22 protein-coding genes are annotated in these 18,720 nt (G+C 61.6%); 14 read left to right on the forward strand and 8 right to left on the reverse strand.

The annotated features are described in order from the left end of the window. Positions 1-24 precede the first annotated feature (24 nt). From BN1127_RS04950 to cutA, 3 genes are all read right to left on the reverse strand, one after another. Positions 25-444, reverse strand: a complete 420-nt coding sequence (locus BN1127_RS04950; RefSeq protein WP_041205025.1) for a hypothetical protein — start codon at positions 442-444, stop codon at positions 25-27. A 130-nt stretch (positions 445-574) separates the two neighbouring features. After that, positions 575-2,353, reverse strand: a complete 1,779-nt coding sequence (locus BN1127_RS04955; protein WP_042648723.1) for a protein-disulfide reductase DsbD — start codon at positions 2,351-2,353, stop codon at positions 575-577. Continuing rightward, a complete protein-coding gene (gene cutA / locus BN1127_RS04960) occupies positions 2,350-2,667 on the reverse strand; it encodes a divalent-cation tolerance protein CutA (protein ID WP_005332803.1) in 318 nt (105 codons plus the stop codon). Before cutA ends, BN1127_RS04955 begins: the two co-directional genes overlap by 4 nt. Positions 2,668-2,861: 194 nt before the next feature. Between cutA and BN1127_RS04965 the strand changes: the two genes are divergently transcribed. After that, the gene (locus BN1127_RS04965) at positions 2,862-3,203 is read left to right on the forward strand and encodes a hypothetical protein (protein ID WP_041205027.1); all 342 of its coding nucleotides are present in this window, start codon (positions 2,862-2,864) and stop codon (positions 3,201-3,203) included. Positions 3,204-3,281: 78 nt separating this feature from the next. Here BN1127_RS04965 and BN1127_RS04970 read toward each other — a convergent pair whose 3' ends face one another. After that, positions 3,282-3,719, reverse strand: coding sequence for a PACE efflux transporter (locus BN1127_RS04970; RefSeq protein ID WP_042648741.1), 438 nt, complete (start codon positions 3,717-3,719; stop codon positions 3,282-3,284). A gap of 129 nt (positions 3,720-3,848) precedes the next feature. On the opposite strand from BN1127_RS04970, the gene BN1127_RS04975 reads away from it, so the two are divergent. Then, positions 3,849-4,730, forward strand: coding sequence for a LysR family transcriptional regulator (locus BN1127_RS04975; protein ID WP_042648724.1), 882 nt, complete (start codon positions 3,849-3,851; stop codon positions 4,728-4,730). Positions 4,731-4,736: 6 nt separating this feature from the next. Here the strand turns inward: BN1127_RS04975 and ygfZ are convergent, their stop codons facing one another. After that, positions 4,737-5,642: a tRNA-modifying protein YgfZ gene (gene ygfZ, locus BN1127_RS04980; RefSeq protein ID WP_139750833.1), complete on the reverse strand. Its 906-nt coding sequence runs from the start codon at positions 5,640-5,642 to the stop codon at positions 4,737-4,739. Between the two features lie 119 nt (positions 5,643-5,761). Here ygfZ and BN1127_RS04985 point away from each other — a divergent pair, with 119 nt between their 5' ends. Together BN1127_RS04985 and BN1127_RS04990 are read left to right on the forward strand one after the other, a co-directional pair. Beyond that, positions 5,762-6,031 carry an FAD assembly factor SdhE gene (locus BN1127_RS04985; RefSeq protein ID WP_041205030.1) on the forward strand — a complete coding sequence of 90 codons (270 nt, stop codon included), beginning with the start codon at positions 5,762-5,764 and terminating at the stop codon, positions 6,029-6,031. Positions 6,032-6,049: 18 nt separating this feature from the next. After that, positions 6,050-6,448 carry a protein YgfX gene (locus tag BN1127_RS04990; RefSeq protein WP_082029972.1) on the forward strand — a complete coding sequence of 133 codons (399 nt, stop codon included), beginning with the start codon at positions 6,050-6,052 and terminating at the stop codon, positions 6,446-6,448. Positions 6,449-6,492: 44 nt separating this feature from the next. Here BN1127_RS04990 and nadB read toward each other — a convergent pair whose 3' ends face one another. Then, complete coding sequence (gene nadB, locus BN1127_RS04995; protein ID WP_042648726.1) at positions 6,493-8,100, reverse strand: L-aspartate oxidase; 1,608 nt, start codon at positions 8,098-8,100, stop codon at positions 6,493-6,495. Positions 8,101-8,281: 181 nt separating this feature from the next. On the opposite strand from nadB, the gene rpoE reads away from it, so the two are divergent. The 10 genes from rpoE (at position 8,282) to pdxJ (ending at position 17,149) form a co-directional block, all read left to right on the forward strand. Beyond that, positions 8,282-8,863, forward strand: coding sequence for an RNA polymerase sigma factor RpoE (gene rpoE / locus BN1127_RS05000; RefSeq protein WP_005332791.1), 582 nt, complete (start codon positions 8,282-8,284; stop codon positions 8,861-8,863). A gap of 23 nt (positions 8,864-8,886) precedes the next feature. Further along, positions 8,887-9,474, forward strand: coding sequence for an RseA family anti-sigma factor (locus BN1127_RS05005; RefSeq protein ID WP_005332789.1), 588 nt, complete (start codon positions 8,887-8,889; stop codon positions 9,472-9,474). 21 nt (positions 9,475-9,495) lie between these two features. After that, positions 9,496-10,476 carry a MucB/RseB C-terminal domain-containing protein gene (locus BN1127_RS05010; protein WP_042648727.1) on the forward strand — a complete coding sequence of 327 codons (981 nt, stop codon included), beginning with the start codon at positions 9,496-9,498 and terminating at the stop codon, positions 10,474-10,476. 90 nt (positions 10,477-10,566) lie between these two features. Beyond that, positions 10,567-11,028 carry a SoxR reducing system RseC family protein gene (locus BN1127_RS05015; protein ID WP_005332785.1) on the forward strand — a complete coding sequence of 154 codons (462 nt, stop codon included), beginning with the start codon at positions 10,567-10,569 and terminating at the stop codon, positions 11,026-11,028. A gap of 170 nt (positions 11,029-11,198) precedes the next feature. Continuing rightward, positions 11,199-12,992 carry a translation elongation factor 4 gene (gene lepA, locus BN1127_RS05020; protein ID WP_042648728.1) on the forward strand — a complete coding sequence of 598 codons (1,794 nt, stop codon included), beginning with the start codon at positions 11,199-11,201 and terminating at the stop codon, positions 12,990-12,992. A gap of 3 nt (positions 12,993-12,995) precedes the next feature. Beyond that, positions 12,996-13,919: a signal peptidase I gene (gene lepB / locus BN1127_RS05025; protein WP_042648729.1), complete on the forward strand. Its 924-nt coding sequence runs from the start codon at positions 12,996-12,998 to the stop codon at positions 13,917-13,919. Then, positions 13,920-14,591, forward strand: coding sequence for a ribonuclease III (gene rnc, locus BN1127_RS05030; RefSeq protein WP_042648730.1), 672 nt, complete (start codon positions 13,920-13,922; stop codon positions 14,589-14,591). Positions 14,592-14,649: 58 nt separating this feature from the next. After that, on the forward strand, positions 14,650-15,549 hold the full coding sequence (gene era / locus BN1127_RS05035; RefSeq protein ID WP_042648731.1) for a GTPase Era: 900 nt from the start codon (positions 14,650-14,652) through the stop codon (positions 15,547-15,549). A 14-nt stretch (positions 15,550-15,563) separates the two neighbouring features. Further along, on the forward strand, positions 15,564-16,271 hold the full coding sequence (gene recO / locus BN1127_RS05040) for a DNA repair protein RecO (RefSeq protein WP_042648732.1): 708 nt from the start codon (positions 15,564-15,566) through the stop codon (positions 16,269-16,271). Positions 16,272-16,411: 140 nt separating this feature from the next. Further along, positions 16,412-17,149, forward strand: coding sequence for a pyridoxine 5'-phosphate synthase (gene pdxJ / locus BN1127_RS05045; RefSeq protein WP_042648733.1), 738 nt, complete (start codon positions 16,412-16,414; stop codon positions 17,147-17,149). Between the two features lie 69 nt (positions 17,150-17,218). Here pdxJ and BN1127_RS05050 read toward each other — a convergent pair whose 3' ends face one another. Further along, positions 17,219-18,133, reverse strand: coding sequence for an N-acetylmuramoyl-L-alanine amidase (locus tag BN1127_RS05050; RefSeq protein ID WP_082029971.1), 915 nt, complete (start codon positions 18,131-18,133; stop codon positions 17,219-17,221). A gap of 41 nt (positions 18,134-18,174) precedes the next feature. Next, positions 18,175-18,660, reverse strand: a complete 486-nt coding sequence (locus tag BN1127_RS05055; RefSeq protein WP_025328253.1) for a YehS family protein — start codon at positions 18,658-18,660, stop codon at positions 18,175-18,177. Positions 18,661-18,720 lie beyond the last annotated feature (60 nt).

Raw genomic sequence — 18,720 nt, forward strand, 5'->3', positions numbered from 1 at the left:
GGCTGGCGGCAGGGAGGAGGGCGCTTATCCCTGCTGCGCCGGTTCTGCCAGTTGCCAGCCCTGCTCTGTCTTCATCATCCAGACCTGGCTCTCCTGCGCCAGGGCCTGGCCTGCCTCGAATTCGCCGTATTTGCGCTCCAGCTCCATCAGCGCCATCTCCTGCTGGAAGGGGCCGACCCTGTCATAGACCAGATCCTCGTCGTGCAGTACCTGCAGCTGATCCAGCCCCTGCTTGAAGTGGAGCCGGTAGCTCACCCTGACGAGATAGACCCCCTCCATCCGCTCCTCCTTGTCGAGCACGGCGAAGTCGCTGATCTCGAACAGGTTAGCGTCTGTCTCGGCCTGCAGCCTGGCGGTGACCTGGCTCTGGATCGCCTCTTCACCTGGACCTGAGTTGCAGCCATAGAGCCAGCAGGCCAGCAGGGGGATGAACCACTTTTTCATCAAAACTCCGGATGATGCGAGACGGGAAAGGGAAAATTTTGCCATGGCGCCTGTCATATACAAGGGATGGTCAGAAAAATCAACGCGCAGTGGAGAGGGCGGCCCGCGAGCTAAAGCAGACCGCCATGATTCAGCGCAGCTTGTCCAGCTGGCCGAGGAACTCGGCGGGCCCCATAAAGCCGGTCACCCGCTGACCGCTTACCTCGTTGCCATCGCGATCGAAGAAGATCAGGGTCGGTAGCCCCAGCACGTTCAGCCCGTTGAGCAGCGCCACATCCGCATCGTCGTTGGCGGTGACATCCGCCTGCAGCAGCACCATGTCAGCAAAGCGCGATTGCACCTCGGGATCGCTGAAGGTCTTGTGCTCGAACTCCTTGCAGGCGACGCACCAGTCGGCGTAGAGATCCAGTAGCACCGGCTTGCCGCGGGCGGCCTCGAGTCGGGTCTTGAGGTCATCCAGGGTCTTGATGCGGATGAATTGAGGAGCCTGGATCCCGGTGCTGGCCTTGACGCCAGGCTCGGGCAGCAGCAGGTCCTTGCCCACCACCACCAGAGTCATCATCACCAGCAACAGCACGAAGCCGCCGAGACTCTTGCCGAGCGAGTGGGCGCGATGCTGGTTGTGGTGATAGAGATAGGCACACAGCACCAGCGCCCAGCCGAGCCAGAGCAGGGTGGCGATCTGCTCGCTCAAGAGCCGTGACAGCAGCAGTATGGGCACCGCCAGCAGTGCAAAACCAAAGAGTTGCTTGATCACATCCATCCAGGCGCCCGCCTTGGGCAGCAACTTGCCCCCCGAGGTGCCGAGCAGCAGCAGCGGCAGACCCATCCCCAGCGACAGGGCATAGAGCGCCGCGCCGCCAAGCCAGAGATCGCCGCTCTGGGCTACGTAAATAAGCGCCCCCGAGAGCGGCGCCGTGGTGCAGGGGGAGCAGACCAGGCCGGAGATCATCCCCATGATGGCAACCCCTACCACGGATCCACCCTGTTGGCGGTTGGAGAGGCCTGACAGCCGGGTCTGCAGGCTACTCGGCAGTTGCAGGGTATAGAGCCCGAACATGGAGAGCGCCAGCAGCACGAACATGATGGAGAGGCCGATCAGCACATAGGGGTGCTGCAGCGCGGCCTGGAACTTCAAGCCGGCCGAGGCGACGACCAGCCCGAGCAGGGTGTAGGTGACCGCCATCCCCTGCACATAGACGAAGGAGAGCAGGAAGGCGCGGCGGGTGGAGAGGTGCTGACCGGCACCGGCGATGATGCCGGTCAAAATGGGGTACATGGGGAAGACGCAGGGGGTGAATGCCAGCCCCAGCCCGAGCGCAAAGAAGGCGGCGATGCTGAGCCAGAAGCCCTGGCTGCCGAGGGCGGCCGCCAGTCGATCCTGCTGGCTGCTGGCTGGCGCTTTGATGGCGTCAGCGGGGCCGGCCTGCCCGGCGGCGTCACTGGTGGCAGTGAGAGGCTGCACGGGGATCAGCTTGTCGGTGGGCGGATAGCAGAGACCCTCGGTGCAACCCTGATAGCTTATCTTGAGGCTGGCGGAGCCCCCCACCTCGGTCAGGGTGACGGGGATCTTCAGCTCCTGATAGAAGACCCGGGTCTTGCCGAAGAAGTCATCCTCATGTTCGGTGCCTGCAGGCAGCACGGGCGCCTCGAAGGCGAGGTTGTCCCCCTTGACGCCGATGCTGTGGCGATAGAGATAGTAACCGTCGGCGAGGCGCAGGGTCAGCAGCAGCTTGTTTCCTTGCTGCTCGCTCTCGAGGGCGAAGGCCTCGTCGACTTTCAGAAATTTGGGCTGGGCATTGGTCTCGATGCCGAGACTGCTGAGCAGATCCTGGCTGCTGGCCTGGACGGGGACCGCGAGCAGGCTCAGCAGGAGCAGCAGGGGGGAAAGCAGGTGAAACAGTGTCATGAGGTCTCCTGTGTCAACCAGTCGAGATAGGGTTGATGACCCTGGCTTGCGGGGAGCGCCAGGATCTCCGGCACCTGGTAAGGGTGGTGGGCCAGAATGCACTGACGCAAGGGCTCGAACAGCGAGGCCCTGGATTTGATGATGAGCTGGATTTCACGTGCGCGCTCAATTTTCCCCTGCCAGCGATAGACGGAGTTTACTCCCGGTAACTGGTTGATGCAGGCGGCGAGGCGCTGGGTGAGGAGGTGCTCGCAGAGGAGGTCTGCACTGGCTTCATCAGGGCAGGTGCAGAGCACCAGAATGGCGTCGGTCATGGGGTTGGCAGTCTCATCAACGGGGGCGCTCTGGCCCTCTGGAACAGCGGTTACTATACCGGGCAAAGGGGCAAATAGCACCCGGTCCGCGCCCGGCTGGCGGGACGCTCAATTAGTGATGCGCCCGAGATAGACGCTGTGAAAAGGACAGGGCAGAATGAGCGGGCTTGTTCCCACTCTACGTAAGGAAATGTATGACCCAACAGAATGAGCAGCAGAGAAACCGCATGTTGAGCCTGTTGCGTGAAGGCGAACGCCGCATGTTGGTGCAACTGGCCGGTCTGCTGCGTACCAGTGTCGATGAAATCAATGCTGAACTGGAGAAAGAGGAGCTGCTGTCCGCCCTGGAGCAACCCATCACGGTGGAGTACCTCAACGGTGTGGTGCAGCACCATCTGTTCGAGCGTCTGCACAAGGGGGACATGGTCGCGGCACAGCGCATGCTGAACCAATATCAGAGCGACCTTGAGGCCATGCTGAACCAGGAATCGGCCCAGATCGAGACGCCCGCCGACGAGGTAAAGGCGCAAGCCTGAATGCCTGTCTTCTGAGGCTCCAGATCAGCACCATCATGCCAGCCGCATGATGGTGCCTCGTTTTATTCCCTTCCTCTGTTAACCCGTGACCCGTTGCGCCCCCTGGCCCGGGATGGGGAACACCTTGTCATAGCTCCAGTTGTAAATGAAGGCATAGACCAGGTAGAACAGCACGAAGCCCAGATCCAGCAGCAGCGCCTCCAGCAGACCGATGTCGAGCCACCAGGACATTACCGGCAGTGCGACGACCAGCAAGCCCCCCTCGAAACCCAAGGTATGCAGCACCCGCTGCCACAGGCTCTTGTGGGTATGGCCCTGCAGGCGTAGCAGCAACCTGTCCACCCCGATGTTGTAGACATAGTTCCAGACGGTGGCGACTACCGAGAAGAACAGGGCAAGCGGGCCCATGTGGTTGAGACCGACGCCGGTGACCCAGCTTGCCAGGGGGGCGGCGATCAGCAGGCCAATCAATTCGAAGCCGATGGCGTGGCGCAGGCGGTCACGGGTATTACGCATCATCTGTCTCTCTATCTATCTCTTTCTGTGGATGGCGACCAATGTATCGCTATTATTCGATAGGTTCATGTTGGTATCTATCGTTAAAATAGATAGAGCTAGGTCCAAGAGCAGAGCAGGAGCAGACGGATGACCCCTTCACTGGAACAATTCAAGGCGTTGCTGGCGGCGGCTGAGACGGGATCTTTCTCGGCGGCGGCGCGCCGGCTGGGCAAGGCGCAGTCGGTGGTGAGCACCGCCATTGCCAACCTGGAGATCGACCTCGGCCTCGAGTTGTTCGATCGCAGCGGCCGCTACCCGGTGCTGACCGAGGCGGGGGCCCGCATCAGTCAGGAGGCGGGGGTGCTGCTGGCCCAGAGTGAGCGGCTGCAGGCCATTGCCGGGGAGCTGGCCAGCGGCATAGAGTCGCGCCTGACGCTCGCCATCGACGATGACTCCCACCTGCCCTGGCTGGGGGCCCTGCTGGAGGCGTTCGCCGGCCGCTACCCGGCGGTGGAGCTGGAGCTGCTGTTCCCGCTGATGGAAGATGTGACCGAGCTGCTCAAGAGCGGGCGGGCCCAGCTCGGCATCAGCTACCAGAAGGCGCACCCCGAGCGGGAGCTGGTTTCCCGCTCCCTGGGGAGCGTCGCCATGCCCCTGGTGGTCTCCCCGGATCATCCCCTGGCCCACAAGACACCGCTGCACGAGAGCGACCTGCAAGGGGCCCGCCAGCTGATGGTGACGGGGCGGCGGGAGGGCACGGAGCGCCATCGCTTTCGCCTCTCGTCCCAGGTGTGGTGGGTCGAGGGGGATCTCGGGATCCTGGAGCTGGTCAAGCTGGGGCTGGGCTGGTCTGCGGTGCCCGAGTTTCTGCTGCACCGGCCGCTGGCGCGAGGGGAGCTGGTGGTACTCAAGCCGGATTTCATTCCCCAGGCCGAGCTGGAACTGGAGTTGCAGTGGTATCGCGCCCGCCCGCTCGGGCAGGCGGGGCGCTGGCTGAAGGAGGCCCTGCTGGCGCGGGTACCTCGTTAGCCGACCTTACTCGGTCAGGGAGTAGGGCAGGGGTTGCAGGGCAAGGCGGGAGCCTTCCTCCTGCTTGAGGCGGAAACTGGCATCGGCCTCGGTGTCTTTTGGCAGCACGGCGGTGAGCCACAGCTGGCCATCCTGCTGCCAGGCGTTCAGCACCATGCCGCTGCGCCGCCAGTTGTCACCGAGCTGGATCTCCAGGGTATCGCCGCTGGCAACGGGGCCACTGGCCTGCCCGGCCAGCACGAAGAGGGCGCGGTTGTTGGCACCACGGTACTTCGCGCGCGCCACTATCTCCTGTCCCATGTAGCAGCCCTTGGTGAAGCTGATGCCGTCCAGGGCCTGCAGGTTCAGCATCTGGGGAATGTACTCACCCTGATGAACCGCCTCCAGGTGCGGGATGCCGGCCTTGATATCCAGACCCCACCAGAGTGATTCCTGTCCGACGGGCAAGCCGATATCGAGCGGTTGTTCGCTCACCAGCAACCATCGTTCGGCTTCCACCCTGACCGCCATGCCCCCCTCGACAAGGCCGGTTTCCTGAAGGCCGTATTGCGCCGCGATCCAGGCATCCGTACCCTGACCGGCCAGACCGATCGCCTGGCCCTGGAACTCGCCGATCTCGACCTTGGCGAACACCGCAAACTTCTTGAGTTCGGGCAACTGGCGCGCCAGCACCGACGGCTTGGTCAGCAGCAGCAGGCTTTCATCGAGGCAGAGCAGGCGAAAATCGCTCCACAGCTTGCCCTTGGGGTCGCAATGGCCGCCGAGGGTGCTTTGGCCCGGTTGCAGGGTATTGACGTCGCAGGTGACCTGGCCTTGCAGATATTTCACGCGATCATTGCCGGTGAGGCGGGTGATGGCCAGATCGGTCAGGGGAAACAGGGTTGGCTCGGCAGGAAGAACAGGGGTCGGCAGGCTCACGATGGTATTCCAGAGACAGAAAGTATGTGACCTGCATGGTAAAGACGTAAGGAATGTTTGTCAGCCGGAAAATCCAGCTGCTACCATCCCCGGGTCTTTGTAAGGAGAGTTCCATGTTGAGCCCAATTGAAAAGTCCCGCCTGAAGTGGGCCTGCCGTCGCGGCATGCTCGAGCTGGATGTGATATTTATGCCCTTTTTCGAGCACGAGTTCGACTCCCTGAGCGAAGCACAGCAGCAGACCTTCATCCGCCTGCTGGAGTGCGAGGATCCCGAACTGTTCCGCTGGAGCATGGGCCATGGTGTGCCGAGCGATCCCGATTTCGCCGCCATGATCCCCCTGATCCTGGAACGCAATCAGGCCCGTCATGATCGTCTGAGTTGATTCCTGATGCGGGTCCTGATGCCCGTCATCCCCTCCCGGCGGCAGCGCATGCTGCTGCTTGCCCTGTTTCTGCTGTTGCTCTGGCCGGTTGCCGCTCTGATCCATGGCTGGCAATGGGGGCTGTTTCTCCCCTGCTGGTTGCTGGGGCTCTGGCTGGCCTGGCGCCCCGTCATGCAGAGGGGCGATGCGCTCTGCTGGGACGGAGAGTGGCTGGAGTGGCAAGGCCGACGTCATCGGCTGGATGACCGCAGCCGTATCCTGCCCGGTGTGCTCTGGCTGAGGTTGCAGACAGAAGAGGGCGCCGAGCGCCGCCTCTGGCTCTTCTCCGACGCCCTGGCACCCGAGCATTACCGCGCCCTGGCCCGCGCCATCCACCTCGCCCTGCCCAAACCGCCAGATTCACCCCATAACAGATGACCCCGCCGGGGCGGGGTCATCTGATTGACGGTGGTGGGAGTCATTCACTCCCGATCCGGCGTCAGCACTGTCGGCTTGGGGTTTGCTTGCATGTCCGGGTAGTCGAGGTTGTAGTGCAACCCGCGGGACTCCTTGCGCTCCAGGGCACAGTTGACGATGAGCTCGGCCACCTGCAACAGGTTGCGCAGCTCCAGCAGGTTGTTGGAGACGCGGAAGTTGGCGTAGTACTCCTGCACCTCCTGCTTGAGCAGGTCGATGCGGCGCTTGGCGCGCGCCAGCCGTTTGTTGGTGCGCACTATCCCCACGTAATCCCACATCATCAGCCGCAACTCGTGCCAGTTGTGCTGGATCACCACTTGTTCGTCCGAGTCATCCACCTGACTCTCGTCCCAGGCGGGTAGATGGGGTGGTTCCACGCTGGTCGGGAGCTTGGCCAGGATGTCGGCCCCCGCCTGATGGGCGTAGACCACGCATTCCAGCAGGGAGTTGGAGGCCATGCGGTTGGCGCCGTGCAGCCCGGTGTAGGTCACCTCGCCGATGGCGTAGAGGCCGGGGATGTCGGTCTGGCCGTTGTTGTCGATCATCACGCCGCCACAGGTGTAGTGGGCCGCCGGTACTATGGGCATCGCCTCCTTGGTGATGTCGATGCCCACCGCGAGACAGCGCTCATAAATGGTCGGGAAGTGCTTGATGATGAAGTCGGCCGGTTTGTGGCTGATGTCCAGATACATGCAGTCGGCCCCGAGTCGCTTCATCTCGTGGTCGATGGCGCGGGCGACGATATCACGGGGTGCCAGCTCGGCCCGCTCGTCGAAGTCTGGCATGAAGCGGCTGCCATCGGGACGGCGCAGATAGGCCCCTTCCCCGCGCAACGCTTCGGTCAGCAGGAAGTTGGGGTCATCGGGATGGAACAGGCTGGTGGGATGGAACTGGTTGAACTCCAGGTTCGCCACCCGACAGCCAGCGCGCCACGCCATGGCGATGCCGTCCCCCGAGCTCACGTCCGGGTTTGAGGTGTACTGATACACCTTGGAGGCGCCGCCGGTGGCCAGTGCCACGAAGCGGGCGCGGATCACCTCGACCTGCTCGACGTTGCGATTCCAGACGTAGGCGCCGAGTACCCGGTTGCCTGGCAGGTCCAGCTTGCGGGTGGTAATGAGATCGACTGCGTTGAAGCGCTCCATCAACTGGATGTTGGGGTGGGCGCGTACCTGATCGATCAGGGTGAGCTGCACCGCTTTGCCGGTGGCGTCCGCCGCGTGGAAGATGCGGCGATGGCTGTGACCCCCTTCCCGGGTCAGGTGATAGTGGGATTCCCCCTCGGCATCCTCCTCCTGATCGAAGGGGACACCTTGCTGGATCAGCCACTGGATGGAGTCGCGGGCGTTGCGGGCGGTGAACTCCACCACGGCCGGGTCACACAGCCCGGCGCCAGCGTTGAGCGTGTCGCTCACATGGGATTCGATGCTGTCGGTCTCGTCGAACACGGCAGCGATGCCTCCTTGCGCATAGAGAGTGGCCCCTTCACTGATGGGCCCCTTGCTCAGAACCAGGACTTTGGCCTGGTCTGCCAATCGCAACGCGAGGGACAGACCGGCGGCACCGCTGCCAATGATCAGTACGTCGCAAAGGTATTCAACACTTGCTTTCATAAGTATCATTGGCCTGGATTAAGAACTGGCCCCATGGTAGCCCAAGGGGGGTTGTGATGCAGCCTGCATCACATTTTTTTCAATGCAAGCGAACTTTCTCTGATTCCTCCTGTCTGAACTTGTGCGCTTAGAAGGGGCCGGAAAAGAAGAACGATAACCTGATGGGGGTTTTACGGCTCTGATGAGCGACCAGAATCTACTGGACGAACAGCTGGTTGAACGGGTCCAGCGTGGCGATAAAAATGCATTCAACCTGTTGGTAAGAAAATACCAGCATAAGGTGGTCAACCTGGTGGCCAGGTATGTCAACAATCCGGGCGATGTGCCGGATGTGGCGCAGGAGGCCTTTATCAAGGCTTACCGGGCGTTGCCGACATTCCGTGGCGAGAGTGCGTTTTACACTTGGTTGTATCGGATCGCCGTCAACACGGCCAAAAATTACCTGACCTCACAGGGGCGCAGACCGCCCAGCAGTGATGTCGAAGCGGACGAGGCTGAATATTATGGTGGTGGTGAAGCCCTGCAAGAAGTGGCCACCCCGGAAAATCTGGCGCTGACCGACGAGATCAAGCGTACCGTGTTTGCCGCCATAGAAGCCTTGCCAGAAGACTTGAGAACAGCGATCACCCTTCGTGAAATGGAAGGGCTGAGCTACGAAGAGATTGCGGAGATCATGGATTGCCCTGTGGGTACGGTGAGATCCCGTATCTTTCGGGCGAGGGAAGCAATCGATAAAAAGCTGCAACCTCTGATCGAGAATTAAACTGGGGAAAGACAGGCAAACTTATGGCAAATAAAGAGCAACTTTCAGCCCTGATGGATGGTGACCTCAGCGACATGGAGGTTCTGAACGAGCTGGGAACGGATCCCGCTCTGCAAGATACCTGGGCTCGTTACCATCTGATCGGTGATGCCATGCGGGGAGACCTGCCGGTCAATCTGCAACTGGATCTCAGTGACAGCATCATGCTGGCACTGGAAGATGAACCCGTCATACTGGCGCCCAAGCTGGTGCAACCTGTTATGCCTCAGGTGAAGCCTGCTGGCAAGGTAATACCTCTGGTCCGCCGGTTTGGCCAACAGATGGGGCAGTACGCCATTGCCGCATCGGTGGCCGCCGCCGTCATCTTCGGGGTGCAGCAGTACCAGGGCAGCGACGGCATGCCGGCCAACCCTGTGCTCAACACCATACCGGTCGGTGGCAGTGCGACGCCAGTGAGTGTGCACTATCCCCAGGAGGGCAACCGCGCCACTCCTCGCCAGCAAGGCTTGAACGAGCAACAGATGCAGGAGCAGCGCGAGCGTATCAACGCCTTCCTGCGAGACCATCAATTGCAACAGCGTCTGCTGCAAGACAAGCAGATTCAGGAATAACGCATCTTTAGGGATCAGACCGTGCGCCAGTCCAGCCTCATTCTGCTGGCCTCTCTCCTGCTGATTTGTGCCAAGGCCTCGGCCGACGATCTGTCGGCCGAGGCCTTGTTGCAGCAGATGCAGAGTGCCGTTTCGCAACAAAATTTTGAGTTGTCCATGGTCAAGGCCCGTCAGGGACGCCTCGAGCCCATTCGTTTCAGTCACGGGGTGATCGATGGCAAGGAGGTTGCTCATCTGAGCTACCTCGACGGCAAGGCGGTGGAGTACCTGCAACGCCAGAATGAATACACCTTCTTCGAGAACACCCACGAACCCTACACACTGAAGGGGGCGCGTTTTCCTGGCGTATGGTCGAGTCTGGTGAGGATGCCGCTGCCCCGGGTGCTGGAAAGCTATGACCCCGTGCTGGCCGGTCGTAGCCGGGTGGCCGGTCTGGTGGCGCAAGTCGTGAGACTGGTGCCCAAGGAGGCGGACAAGTACGGCTTTGTACTCTGGGTCGATGAGCAGAGTCATCTGCTGCTGCGGGTGGACATGGTGGACAAGGAAGGCAACCTGGTGGAGCAGGTGCTGGGGGTAGATCTGGACAGGCAGCCGGCGCCCGCGCCCTGGCTTGTCACCTTGGCCCGCAGCAAGCTGCCCGATGTGCTGGCATTGGAAGACGCCTATCCCGCTCCCCAGCAGACCCTGAACTGGCACCTGACCTGGCTGCCGGGTGGATTCAAGGTGCTCTCTCAGGACAGGCACCAGCTGGTCAGCACCAGCCTGCCGGTGGACTACATGATGCTGTCGGACGGCGTGGTGGATCTCTCCGTCTATGTCTCCCGGGTCGATCCCAAGCAGGCGGTGCGTCAGCAATTGATCCGCCAGGGGGCCACTTCACTGGTGAGCTTCGTCAACGAGGTCGGCGTGGAGATCACCGTGGTCGGGGAAGTCCCTACCGAGACGGCCAAGCGCATCGCCGAGTCGGTGCAGCCGCTGGCCCGCAACGAGGCGGTTCAGTGAGGTGGCATGCGGCCACTTGCCGAACCGGGACGACCGTGCTGAGATCGGGTAAGTCCATAGCCGTTCGTCTGGAGTCATCTTGTGAGTAACATGAGCGAAGAGCTGGCAACCGTGGTGGCCGTCGAGGGGGCTTTTGCCTGGGTGGAGTGTGAACGGCGTTCAGCCTGCAGCGGCTGCCACCAGCAGTCCAATTGCGGTACCGGCACAGTCGCCAAGGCCTTTCCCCTGAAGTCGCAGCGACTGCGGGTGGCGCTGACCGCCGAGGTTCTGGTCGGTCAGCAAATCAGGCTTGGCATTCCCCAGGCGAGTATCCTGCGCGGCGCGGCCCTGGTTTATGTGCTGCCGCTGTTCTGCCTGCTACTCGGTGCCCTGCTCGGCCAGCTCTGGTTGGCGCCGCTGCTGTCGGCGGGGGAGGGCGTCACCATCCTCAGTTGCTTGCTCGGTGGCACCATCGGATTTTTACTGGTTCGTTACTTTTCTGCCCGGCTCGAGCAAGGGGAATATGGTCCCCGCATGCTCGGCGTGGTACTCAATACCCGTCACCTCTCCTGAGCGGCGTTACCCTTTTCTGGCTCCGTCGCCGCCGTTTTGGTGCCGAGGGCCCGCCAGACAAGGCGCTATTTCTGGTGCCCGCCGACTAAAGATTGGCCGTCGACCTGGTTATCCAGTAAAATCCTGCCCTCATATCCGACCCTAACTTAATTTTGAGTGATTCTTGCTCGATGAAACACATTCGTAACTTTTCGATTATTGCGCACATCGACCACGGTAAATCGACCCTGTCGGACCGTCTGATCCAGACTTGTGGCGGCCTGTCCGACCGCGAGATGCAGGCTCAGGTGCTTGACTCCATGGATCTGGAGCGCGAGCGCGGCATTACCATCAAAGCACAGAGTGTGACCCTGAACTACCAGGCACAAGACGGTAACACCTATCAGCTGAACTTTATCGACACCCCGGGCCACGTGGATTTCTCCTACGAGGTTTCTCGCTCCCTGGCGGCCTGTGAAGGGGCTCTGCTGGTGGTGGATGCCGGTCAGGGGGTTGAGGCACAGACTCTGGCCAACTGCTACACCGCCATGGAGATGGAGCTGGAAGTGGTGCCCATCCTGAACAAGATCGATCTGCCTGCCGCAGAACCCGAGCGGGTTGCGGAAGAGATCGAGGACATAGTCGGCATAGACGCCATCGATGCGGTGCGTTGCTCCGCCAAGACCGGCCTGGGTGTCGATCTGGTGCTGGAAGAGATAGTGGCCCGTATCCCGTCACCGGAAGGTGATCCGGATGCCCCGCTGCAGGCGCTGATCATCGACTCCTGGTTCGACTCCTACCTGGGCGTCGTCTCCCTGGTGCGTATCAAGAACGGTTCGCTCAAGAAGAACGACAAGATCAAGGTGATGAGCACCGGTCAGGTGTGGGGCGTGGATCGCATCGGTATCTTCACCCCCAAGCAAGTGGACACCATGGGCCTGGGTTGTGGCGAGGTAGGTTGGGTCGTCTGCGGCATCAAGGACATCCACGGCGCCCCTGTGGGCGATACCCTGACGCAGGCCAAGAACGGTGCCGACAAGGCGCTGGCCGGCTTCAAGAAGGTGAAGCCGCAGGTCTATGCGGGTCTGTTCCCCATCTCCAGCGATGACTACGAGTCGTTCCGCGATGCGCTGGACAAGCTCTCCCTGAACGATGCCTCCCTGTTCTTCGAGCCGGAAAGCTCCACCGCACTGGGCTTCGGCTTCCGTTGTGGCTTCCTCGGCATGCTGCACATGGAGATCATCCAGGAGCGTCTGGAGCGGGAATACGATCTGGATCTCATCACCACGGCACCGACCGTAGTGTATGAAATCGAGCTGAACAACGGCGAGACCATCCACATCGACAGCCCGGCGGCTATGCCTCCGGTCAACAATATCAAAGAGATGCGCGAGCCCATCGCCGAGTGCAACATCTTGTTGCCGCAGGAGTACATGGGCAACGTGATCACCCTCTGTATCGAGAAGCGTGGCGTGCAGACCAACATGGTCTATCACGGCAAGCAGGTGGCGCTGACCTACGAGATCCCGATGGCGGAAGTGGTGCTCGACTTCTTCGACCGCCTGAAATCCACCAGTCGCGGCTACGCCTCCCTGGATTACGGCTTCAAGCGCTTCGAAACCTCCGAGATGGTCCGCCTCGACATCATGATCAACGGTGAGCGCGTCGATGCCCTGGCCATCATCACCCACAAGGAGAACGCCCAGTATCGCGGTCGCCAGGTGGTTGAGAAGATGCGTGAGCTGATCCCGCGCCAGATGTTCGACATCGCCATTCAGGCGTCCATCGGCAACCAGATCATCGCCCGCAGCACGGTCAAGGCCCTGCGCAAGGACGTGACCGCCAAGTGCTACGGCGGTGACGTGAGCCGGAAGAAAAAGCTGCTGAACAAGCAGAAAGAAGGCAAGAAGCGGATGAAGTCCCTGGGCCGTGTCGACGTGCCGCAAGAGGCCTTCCTCGCCATTCTCCACGTCGGAAAGGATTAATAGATGGCAAGCACCTTTTCCCTGATCCTGGCCATAGTCACTCTGCTGACCGGCATCATCTGGACAGTCGACAAGCTGGTCTGGTCCAAGCAACGGGCAGCCAAGATTGCGGCTGCCCGTGCCAACGCCGGCTCGAACATCGATGAGAAGACGCTGGCCAAGGTGGCTCCCATGCCGGTCTGGATCGAGCAGACCGGCGGTGTCTTCCCGGTCATCGCGCTGGTGCTGATCCTGCGTTCCTTCATCTTCGAGCCGTTCCAGATCCCCTCTGGTTCCATGATGCCCACCCTGCTGGTGGGCGACTTCATCCTGGTGGAGAAGTTCGCCTACGGCCTGCGTGATCCCGTGACCAACACCAAGTTCCTCGAGACAGGTTCTCCCGAGCGTGGCGATGTGGTGGTGTTCAAGTATCCGCTGGATACCCGGGTGGACTACATCAAGCGGGTGGTCGGCATGCCCGGCGATCGGGTGATCTATCGCAACAAGGAGCTGATGATCCGGCCCAAGTGCGAGGAGCAGGAAGGGAAAACGTGCCCGGGCTTCAAGAAGCTCGACGTCAAGTTCGAGCAACGGGGGGAGTTCAGCCAGATGGGGATCCCGCTGGATCGCTACACCGAGCAGCTGGGCACAGTTTCTCACGAGACCCTGCGCAACCCCCTGATGCCGGACCTGGTGGATCGCTACTATCGCCAGCCCGGTACCTACCCGGATGAGTGGGTGGTGCCGGAAGGCCACTATTTCGTGATGGGTGACAACCGCGACAACAGTACCGACAGTCGTTTCTGGGGCTTCGTGCCCGAGCAGAACCTGGTGGGCAAGGCGGTTGCCATCTGGATCAGTTTCGAATTTGAGCGCGAGGAAGGATCCAGCTTGCCAAGCTGGGTGCCGACCGGTGTGCGCTTCAACCGCATTGGCGGAATCAAGTAAATGAATATCAAGATGAACAGACTGCAGTCCCGTCTCGGGCATGTCTTTCAGGATCAAGAGCTGCTGACCCGGGCGCTGACCCACCGCAGCGCCGGTTCCCGTCACAACGAGCGACTGGAATTTCTGGGGGACTCCATCCTGAGTCTGGTGATTGCCGATGACCTCTTCCACCGCTTTCCGCAAGCGGCGGAAGGGGATCTCAGCCGGATGCGCGCCACCCTGGTGCGGGAGAAGACCCTGGCCGAACTCGGCCGGGAGTTCGACCTCGGGGATCACCTGATCCTGGGGCCCGGCGAGCTGAAAAGCGGCGGGTTCCGTCGCGAGTCTATCCTGGCCGACACTGTCGAGGCGGTGATCGGCGCCGTCTATCTGGATACCGATCTGGAGCGGGTGCGGACTTTGTTGCTCGGCTGGTACGCCAGCCGCCTGGACGAGATAAAACCAGGCATAGAGCAGAAGGATCCCAAGACCCGGCTGCAGGAAATTTTGCAGGGAAGCCGCAAATCCCTGCCGACCTACACAGTGACCAACGTCAAGGGCGAAGCCCACAACCAGGAGTTCACCGTCCAGTGTGACGTGGATGGCCTGGATGGTCCGCTGGTCGGGGTCGGCACCAGCCGCCGCAAGGCCGAACAGGCTGCGGCGCAGCAAGCACTGGAAAGACTGTCATGACTGCTATTGATGCAAGAGGCCGCGGTCTTTCAACACAACAGGCACTGGAAAAACTGTCATGACAGATACGACTTACTGCGGCTTTGTCGCCATCGTGGGCCGCCCCAATGTGGGCAAGTCCACCCTGCTCAACAAGCTGCTTGGCCAGAAGGTCAGCATCACCTCGAAGAAACCCCAGACCACCCGTCACCGGATTTTGGGGATAGACACCGAGGATAACCATCAGACCATCTATGTGGATACCCCGGGTCTGCACATCGAAGAAAAGCGGGCCATCAACCGCCTGATGAACCGCGCCGCCACCAGTTCCCTGGGTGATGTGGCCATGGTGGTCTTCATGGTCGACGGTACCCACTGGACCAAGGACGACGAGATGGTGCTCGGCAAGTTGCGCCATCTGCCTTGCCCCGTGGTGCTGGCGGTCAACAAGGTAGACAACGTCAAAGAGAAAGAAGACTTGCTGCCCCACCTGGAGTGGCTGGGCCAGCAGATGAACTTTGCCCACATACTGCCCATCAGTGCCGAGAAGGGCACCAACGTGGAGAAGATCCGCGAGTGGGCCAAGGATCTGCTGCCGGAGAACAACTTCTTCTTCCCGGAAGATTACGTGACCGACCGCTCGTCCCGCTTCATGGCCTCAGAGATCATCCGCGAGAAGCTGATGCGTTTCACCGGCGAGGAGCTGCCCTACTCGGTGACGGTGGAGATCGAGCGCTTCAAGGTGGAAGAGAACGGTCTCTACCACATCCACGGCCTCATCCTGGTGGAGCGCGATGGCCAGAAGAAGATGGTCATCGGCAACAAGGGCGAGAAGATCAAGACCATAGGTACCGAAGCGCGCCTCGACATGGAGCGGCTGTTCCAGAACAAGGTGCACCTGGAGCTGTGGGTCAAGGTCAAGTCCGGCTGGGCCGATGACGAGCGCGCCCTGCGCAGTCTTGGCTACGGTGACGATTAAGTGGCGCTGGCTGATTGCTGAACCCGGCTTTCGTCATCCACAGTCGGCCCTATCGGGAGACCAGTCAGCTGGTCGAGGTCTTCACCCAGGATAGCGGCCGATTTACCCTGGTGGCTCGCGGTTCTCGCGGGCCACGCTCCCCTCTGAAGGGGCTGCTGCAACCCTTCACCCTGCTCACCATGAGCTGGCGTGGCAAGGGTGATCTCAAGAACCTCGCCCAGGTCGAATGCCCGGATCACTCCCTGCGACTCGGTGGCGATCGCCTCTTCTACGGTCTCTATCTCAACGAGCTGGTCTACTACCTGCTCGAAGCCCATACCCCCTTTCCCGAGGTGTTTGATGCCTATGCCCGTGCCCTGATGGCGCTGGCGGACGGCGAGACGCCAGAGCTGCCCCTGCGCCGCTTCGAGTTTCTGCTGTTGCAGGCGCTTGGCTATGCGGTGGACTTCGAATATGCCGCCGACGACGACTCCCCGATCCAGCCCGAGCTGCTCTACGGCTTCGAGCGGGAGCTCGGCTTTGTCGCTTGCGAGCGGGCGCCGGATCCCCGTACCCTGTTCCTCGGCGCCCACCTGCTGGCCTTCGCCGAGGGGCGCTTCGATACCCCTCCCTTGCTGCAGGCGGCTAAACGTTTCAGCAGGCTGGCGTTGCAGCCCTATCTGGGTAAACGCCAGTTAAAGAGCCGGGAGTTGTTTTTAAAACGCCGGAATAGCTTGGGTTAACCGCTCTGAGGCGTTACCCGACACGGTAAGAATGTTACCGACGTCCGATTACGCTGCGCTAATCGAACCTACGAGCTGATATACGGATATTCGCGCGGTAGCCGCGCAGTCAACAGATGAAGAGTTTCAAGGAGTCCTCAATGAGTGAAATCTATCTGGGTGTGAACATCGACCATATCGCCACTCTGCGCAACGCCCGCGGCACCCAGTATCCCGATCCTGTCCAGGCCGCCTTCGTGGCCGAGCAGGCCGGTGCCGATGGCATTACAGTGCACCTGCGCGAAGATCGCCGCCACATCACCGACCGCGACGTGGAGATACTGCGCCAGACCATCCAGACCAGGATGAACCTGGAGATGGCGGTAACAGAGGAGATGATCGGCATCGCCTGCCGTATCAAGCCCCAGTTCGTCTGCCTGGTACCGGAGAAGCGCACCGAGGTGACCACCGAGGGCGGCCTGGATGTGGCCGGTCAGCTCGACAAGATCACCGATGCGGTGACCCGCCTTGCGGCCGTCGGTGCCCAGGTGTCGCTCTTCATCGACGCCGACCCCATCCAGATAGATGCGGCCGCCGAGAGTGGTGCCCCCTTCATCGAGATCCACACCGGTCGCTATGCCGATGCCACCACGGATGCGGAGCGCAACGCCGAGTTCAAGCGCATCGCTGCCGGCGCCTCCTATGCCGCTGGCAAGGGGCTTAAGGTCAATGCCGGCCACGGCCTGCACTACCACAACGTCAAGGCCATCGCTGCCATTCCCGAGCTCTATGAGCTCAATATCGGCCACGCCATCATAGGCCGTGCCGCCTTCGACGGTCTGGCCAAGGCGGTCAGTGACATGCGCCTGCTGATGCAGGAAGCCCGTCAGGGGATCTGATGTCGGTCTGCCTGCATCGCATAAACAAGGGACGCCTCGGCGTCCCTTGTTGTTTTCGGGGAAGGGGGCTCAGCCCGGCTCGGGGAAGTAGCGCTCCAGCAGGGCCATAAGGATGGCCTGGCACTCGGCATCCGGCTCCCCGGTGATCAAGGCGGGGCGGAAATGGAGCTGGAATGCACGCATGGCGGCGCGGCTCTGCTCATCCCAGGCGCCGCTTGGCGCTACCCCATAGCCGTAGCGGGCGAGCTGTTGCTGCCATTGCTGCGCATCCCAGAGGGGGAGTGGCGCCTGGCGCAGTTCGGCCACTCTGGCCTCGTCTGGCCAGGCGCCGACGCCATGGTGAAGGGCCAGCTCGCGCCAGGGGAAGTGGGGGCCGGGATCCTGCTTGCGTTCGGGGGCTATATCGCTGTGGGCCAGCACCTGGGTGGGGGGGATCTGGTAGCGATCGACCAGCTCCCGGGCCAGAGCGCCGAGAGCGGCGATCTGGGCCCGGGTATAGGGTTGCCAGCGCCTCAGGTGGGCAGGCAGGGATTCGTCTTCCGTGGGATAACCCAGATTGACTATCTCAATGCCCAGCGAGCTGGCGTTGAGCCCGGCATACTGATGCCAGCGGCTGCGACCGGCGTGCCAGGCACGTTGGCTGTCGGGCACCAGCTGGTAAACGGGGAGCGGGCGTTGCTCGGTGTCGCGGGGGATCAGGTAGTGGGCACTCACCTTGTGTTCGGGTTTGGTCAGCAGGCGCAGGGAGCGGGCGTCGTCCTCGTCGGTGTAGTGGAGGATCAGAAAAGCGATGCGCTCATTCTGGTTGGCACTGACATGACGGGTGGAGAGCTGATAAGGCGCCGGTTGGCAGGCGCCGAGCCCCAGCAGCAGGCAGAGTGACAGCAGTATGGTGCGGCATCTGTCTGGCAAGGGGGAAACAAGGGATGGCCAGCGCGGCCTGCCGCCCAGGCGGAATGACGGGGGGCAGGTGCGCTGGCCCATGGCTCAGGCGCGCTGTCTGAGGGTGACGTGCGCGCGCGGGCTCATGGCTCTGACCTGTACTTGGCGGTGAGGCCGATGAGGAAGTTGCGCAGGATCTGATCCCCGCAATCCTGGTAGTGCTTGTGATCCTTGGCGCGGAACAGGGCGCTCAGCTCGGACTTGGAGAGGTTGAAGTTGGCGAGCTTGAGGGTGCCCAGCATGTCTTCTTCCTTGTAGTCGAGGCCGATGCGCAGCTTGCGCAGGATCAGGTTGTTGTTGATCCGGTTCGGGATCACCTGGGGCGGGGCATTTTCCCGCACACCGCGACGCACGGCGATGAAGCCGTCGAGGAACTGGCTCAGGGCCGAGTCCGGGCAGGCGGCATAGCCTGCTTCCTGCTCTTCCCCTTCCGCGGCCTCTTTCAGCAACCAGCTGTGGAGCTGGGCGTGATCGACGGTCAGGTTGCCCTTGGCAAACATCTCGACCATCTGATCGTTGCTGATGGTGAGGGCGTAGCGCAGGCGGCGCAGAATATCGTTGTTGGTCATGTTGACTCCTGTGGAAACGGCGCGATTTTACCATCTGCGGGCCCCGCAGTCAGAAAAAGC

This window comes from Aeromonas media (assembly GCF_000819985.1).
GTDB classification, from domain to species: domain Bacteria; phylum Pseudomonadota; class Gammaproteobacteria; order Enterobacterales; family Aeromonadaceae; genus Aeromonas; species Aeromonas media.

Coding starts and splice junctions, on each gene's coding strand:
- BN1127_RS04950 (WP_041205025.1), bottom strand. CDS start 444: ATGAAAAAGTGGTTCATCCCCCTGCTGGCCTGCTGGCTCTATGGCTGC.
- BN1127_RS04955 (WP_042648723.1), bottom strand. CDS start 2,353: ATGACACTGTTTCACCTGCTTTCCCCCCTGCTGCTCCTGCTGAGCCTG.
- cutA (WP_005332803.1), bottom strand. CDS start 2,667: ATGACCGACGCCATTCTGGTGCTCTGCACCTGCCCTGATGAAGCCAGT.
- BN1127_RS04965 (WP_041205027.1), top strand. CDS start 2,862: ATGACCCAACAGAATGAGCAGCAGAGAAACCGCATGTTGAGCCTGTTG.
- BN1127_RS04970 (WP_042648741.1), bottom strand. CDS start 3,719: ATGCGTAATACCCGTGACCGCCTGCGCCACGCCATCGGCTTCGAATTG.
- BN1127_RS04975 (WP_042648724.1), top strand. CDS start 3,849: ATGACCCCTTCACTGGAACAATTCAAGGCGTTGCTGGCGGCGGCTGAG.
- BN1127_RS04985 (WP_041205030.1), top strand. CDS start 5,762: ATGTTGAGCCCAATTGAAAAGTCCCGCCTGAAGTGGGCCTGCCGTCGC.
- BN1127_RS04990 (WP_082029972.1), top strand. CDS start 6,050: ATGCCCGTCATCCCCTCCCGGCGGCAGCGCATGCTGCTGCTTGCCCTG.
- nadB (WP_042648726.1), bottom strand. CDS start 8,100: ATGAAAGCAAGTGTTGAATACCTTTGCGACGTACTGATCATTGGCAGC.
- rpoE (WP_005332791.1), top strand. CDS start 8,282: ATGAGCGACCAGAATCTACTGGACGAACAGCTGGTTGAACGGGTCCAG.
- BN1127_RS05005 (WP_005332789.1), top strand. CDS start 8,887: ATGGCAAATAAAGAGCAACTTTCAGCCCTGATGGATGGTGACCTCAGC.
- BN1127_RS05015 (WP_005332785.1), top strand. CDS start 10,567: ATGAGCGAAGAGCTGGCAACCGTGGTGGCCGTCGAGGGGGCTTTTGCC.
- lepA (WP_042648728.1), top strand. CDS start 11,199: ATGAAACACATTCGTAACTTTTCGATTATTGCGCACATCGACCACGGT.
- lepB (WP_042648729.1), top strand. CDS start 12,996: ATGGCAAGCACCTTTTCCCTGATCCTGGCCATAGTCACTCTGCTGACC.
- rnc (WP_042648730.1), top strand. CDS start 13,920: ATGAATATCAAGATGAACAGACTGCAGTCCCGTCTCGGGCATGTCTTT.
- era (WP_042648731.1), top strand. CDS start 14,650: ATGACAGATACGACTTACTGCGGCTTTGTCGCCATCGTGGGCCGCCCC.
- pdxJ (WP_042648733.1), top strand. CDS start 16,412: ATGAGTGAAATCTATCTGGGTGTGAACATCGACCATATCGCCACTCTG.
- BN1127_RS05050 (WP_082029971.1), bottom strand. CDS start 18,133: ATGGGCCAGCGCACCTGCCCCCCGTCATTCCGCCTGGGCGGCAGGCCG.
- BN1127_RS05055 (WP_025328253.1), bottom strand. CDS start 18,660: ATGACCAACAACGATATTCTGCGCCGCCTGCGCTACGCCCTCACCATC.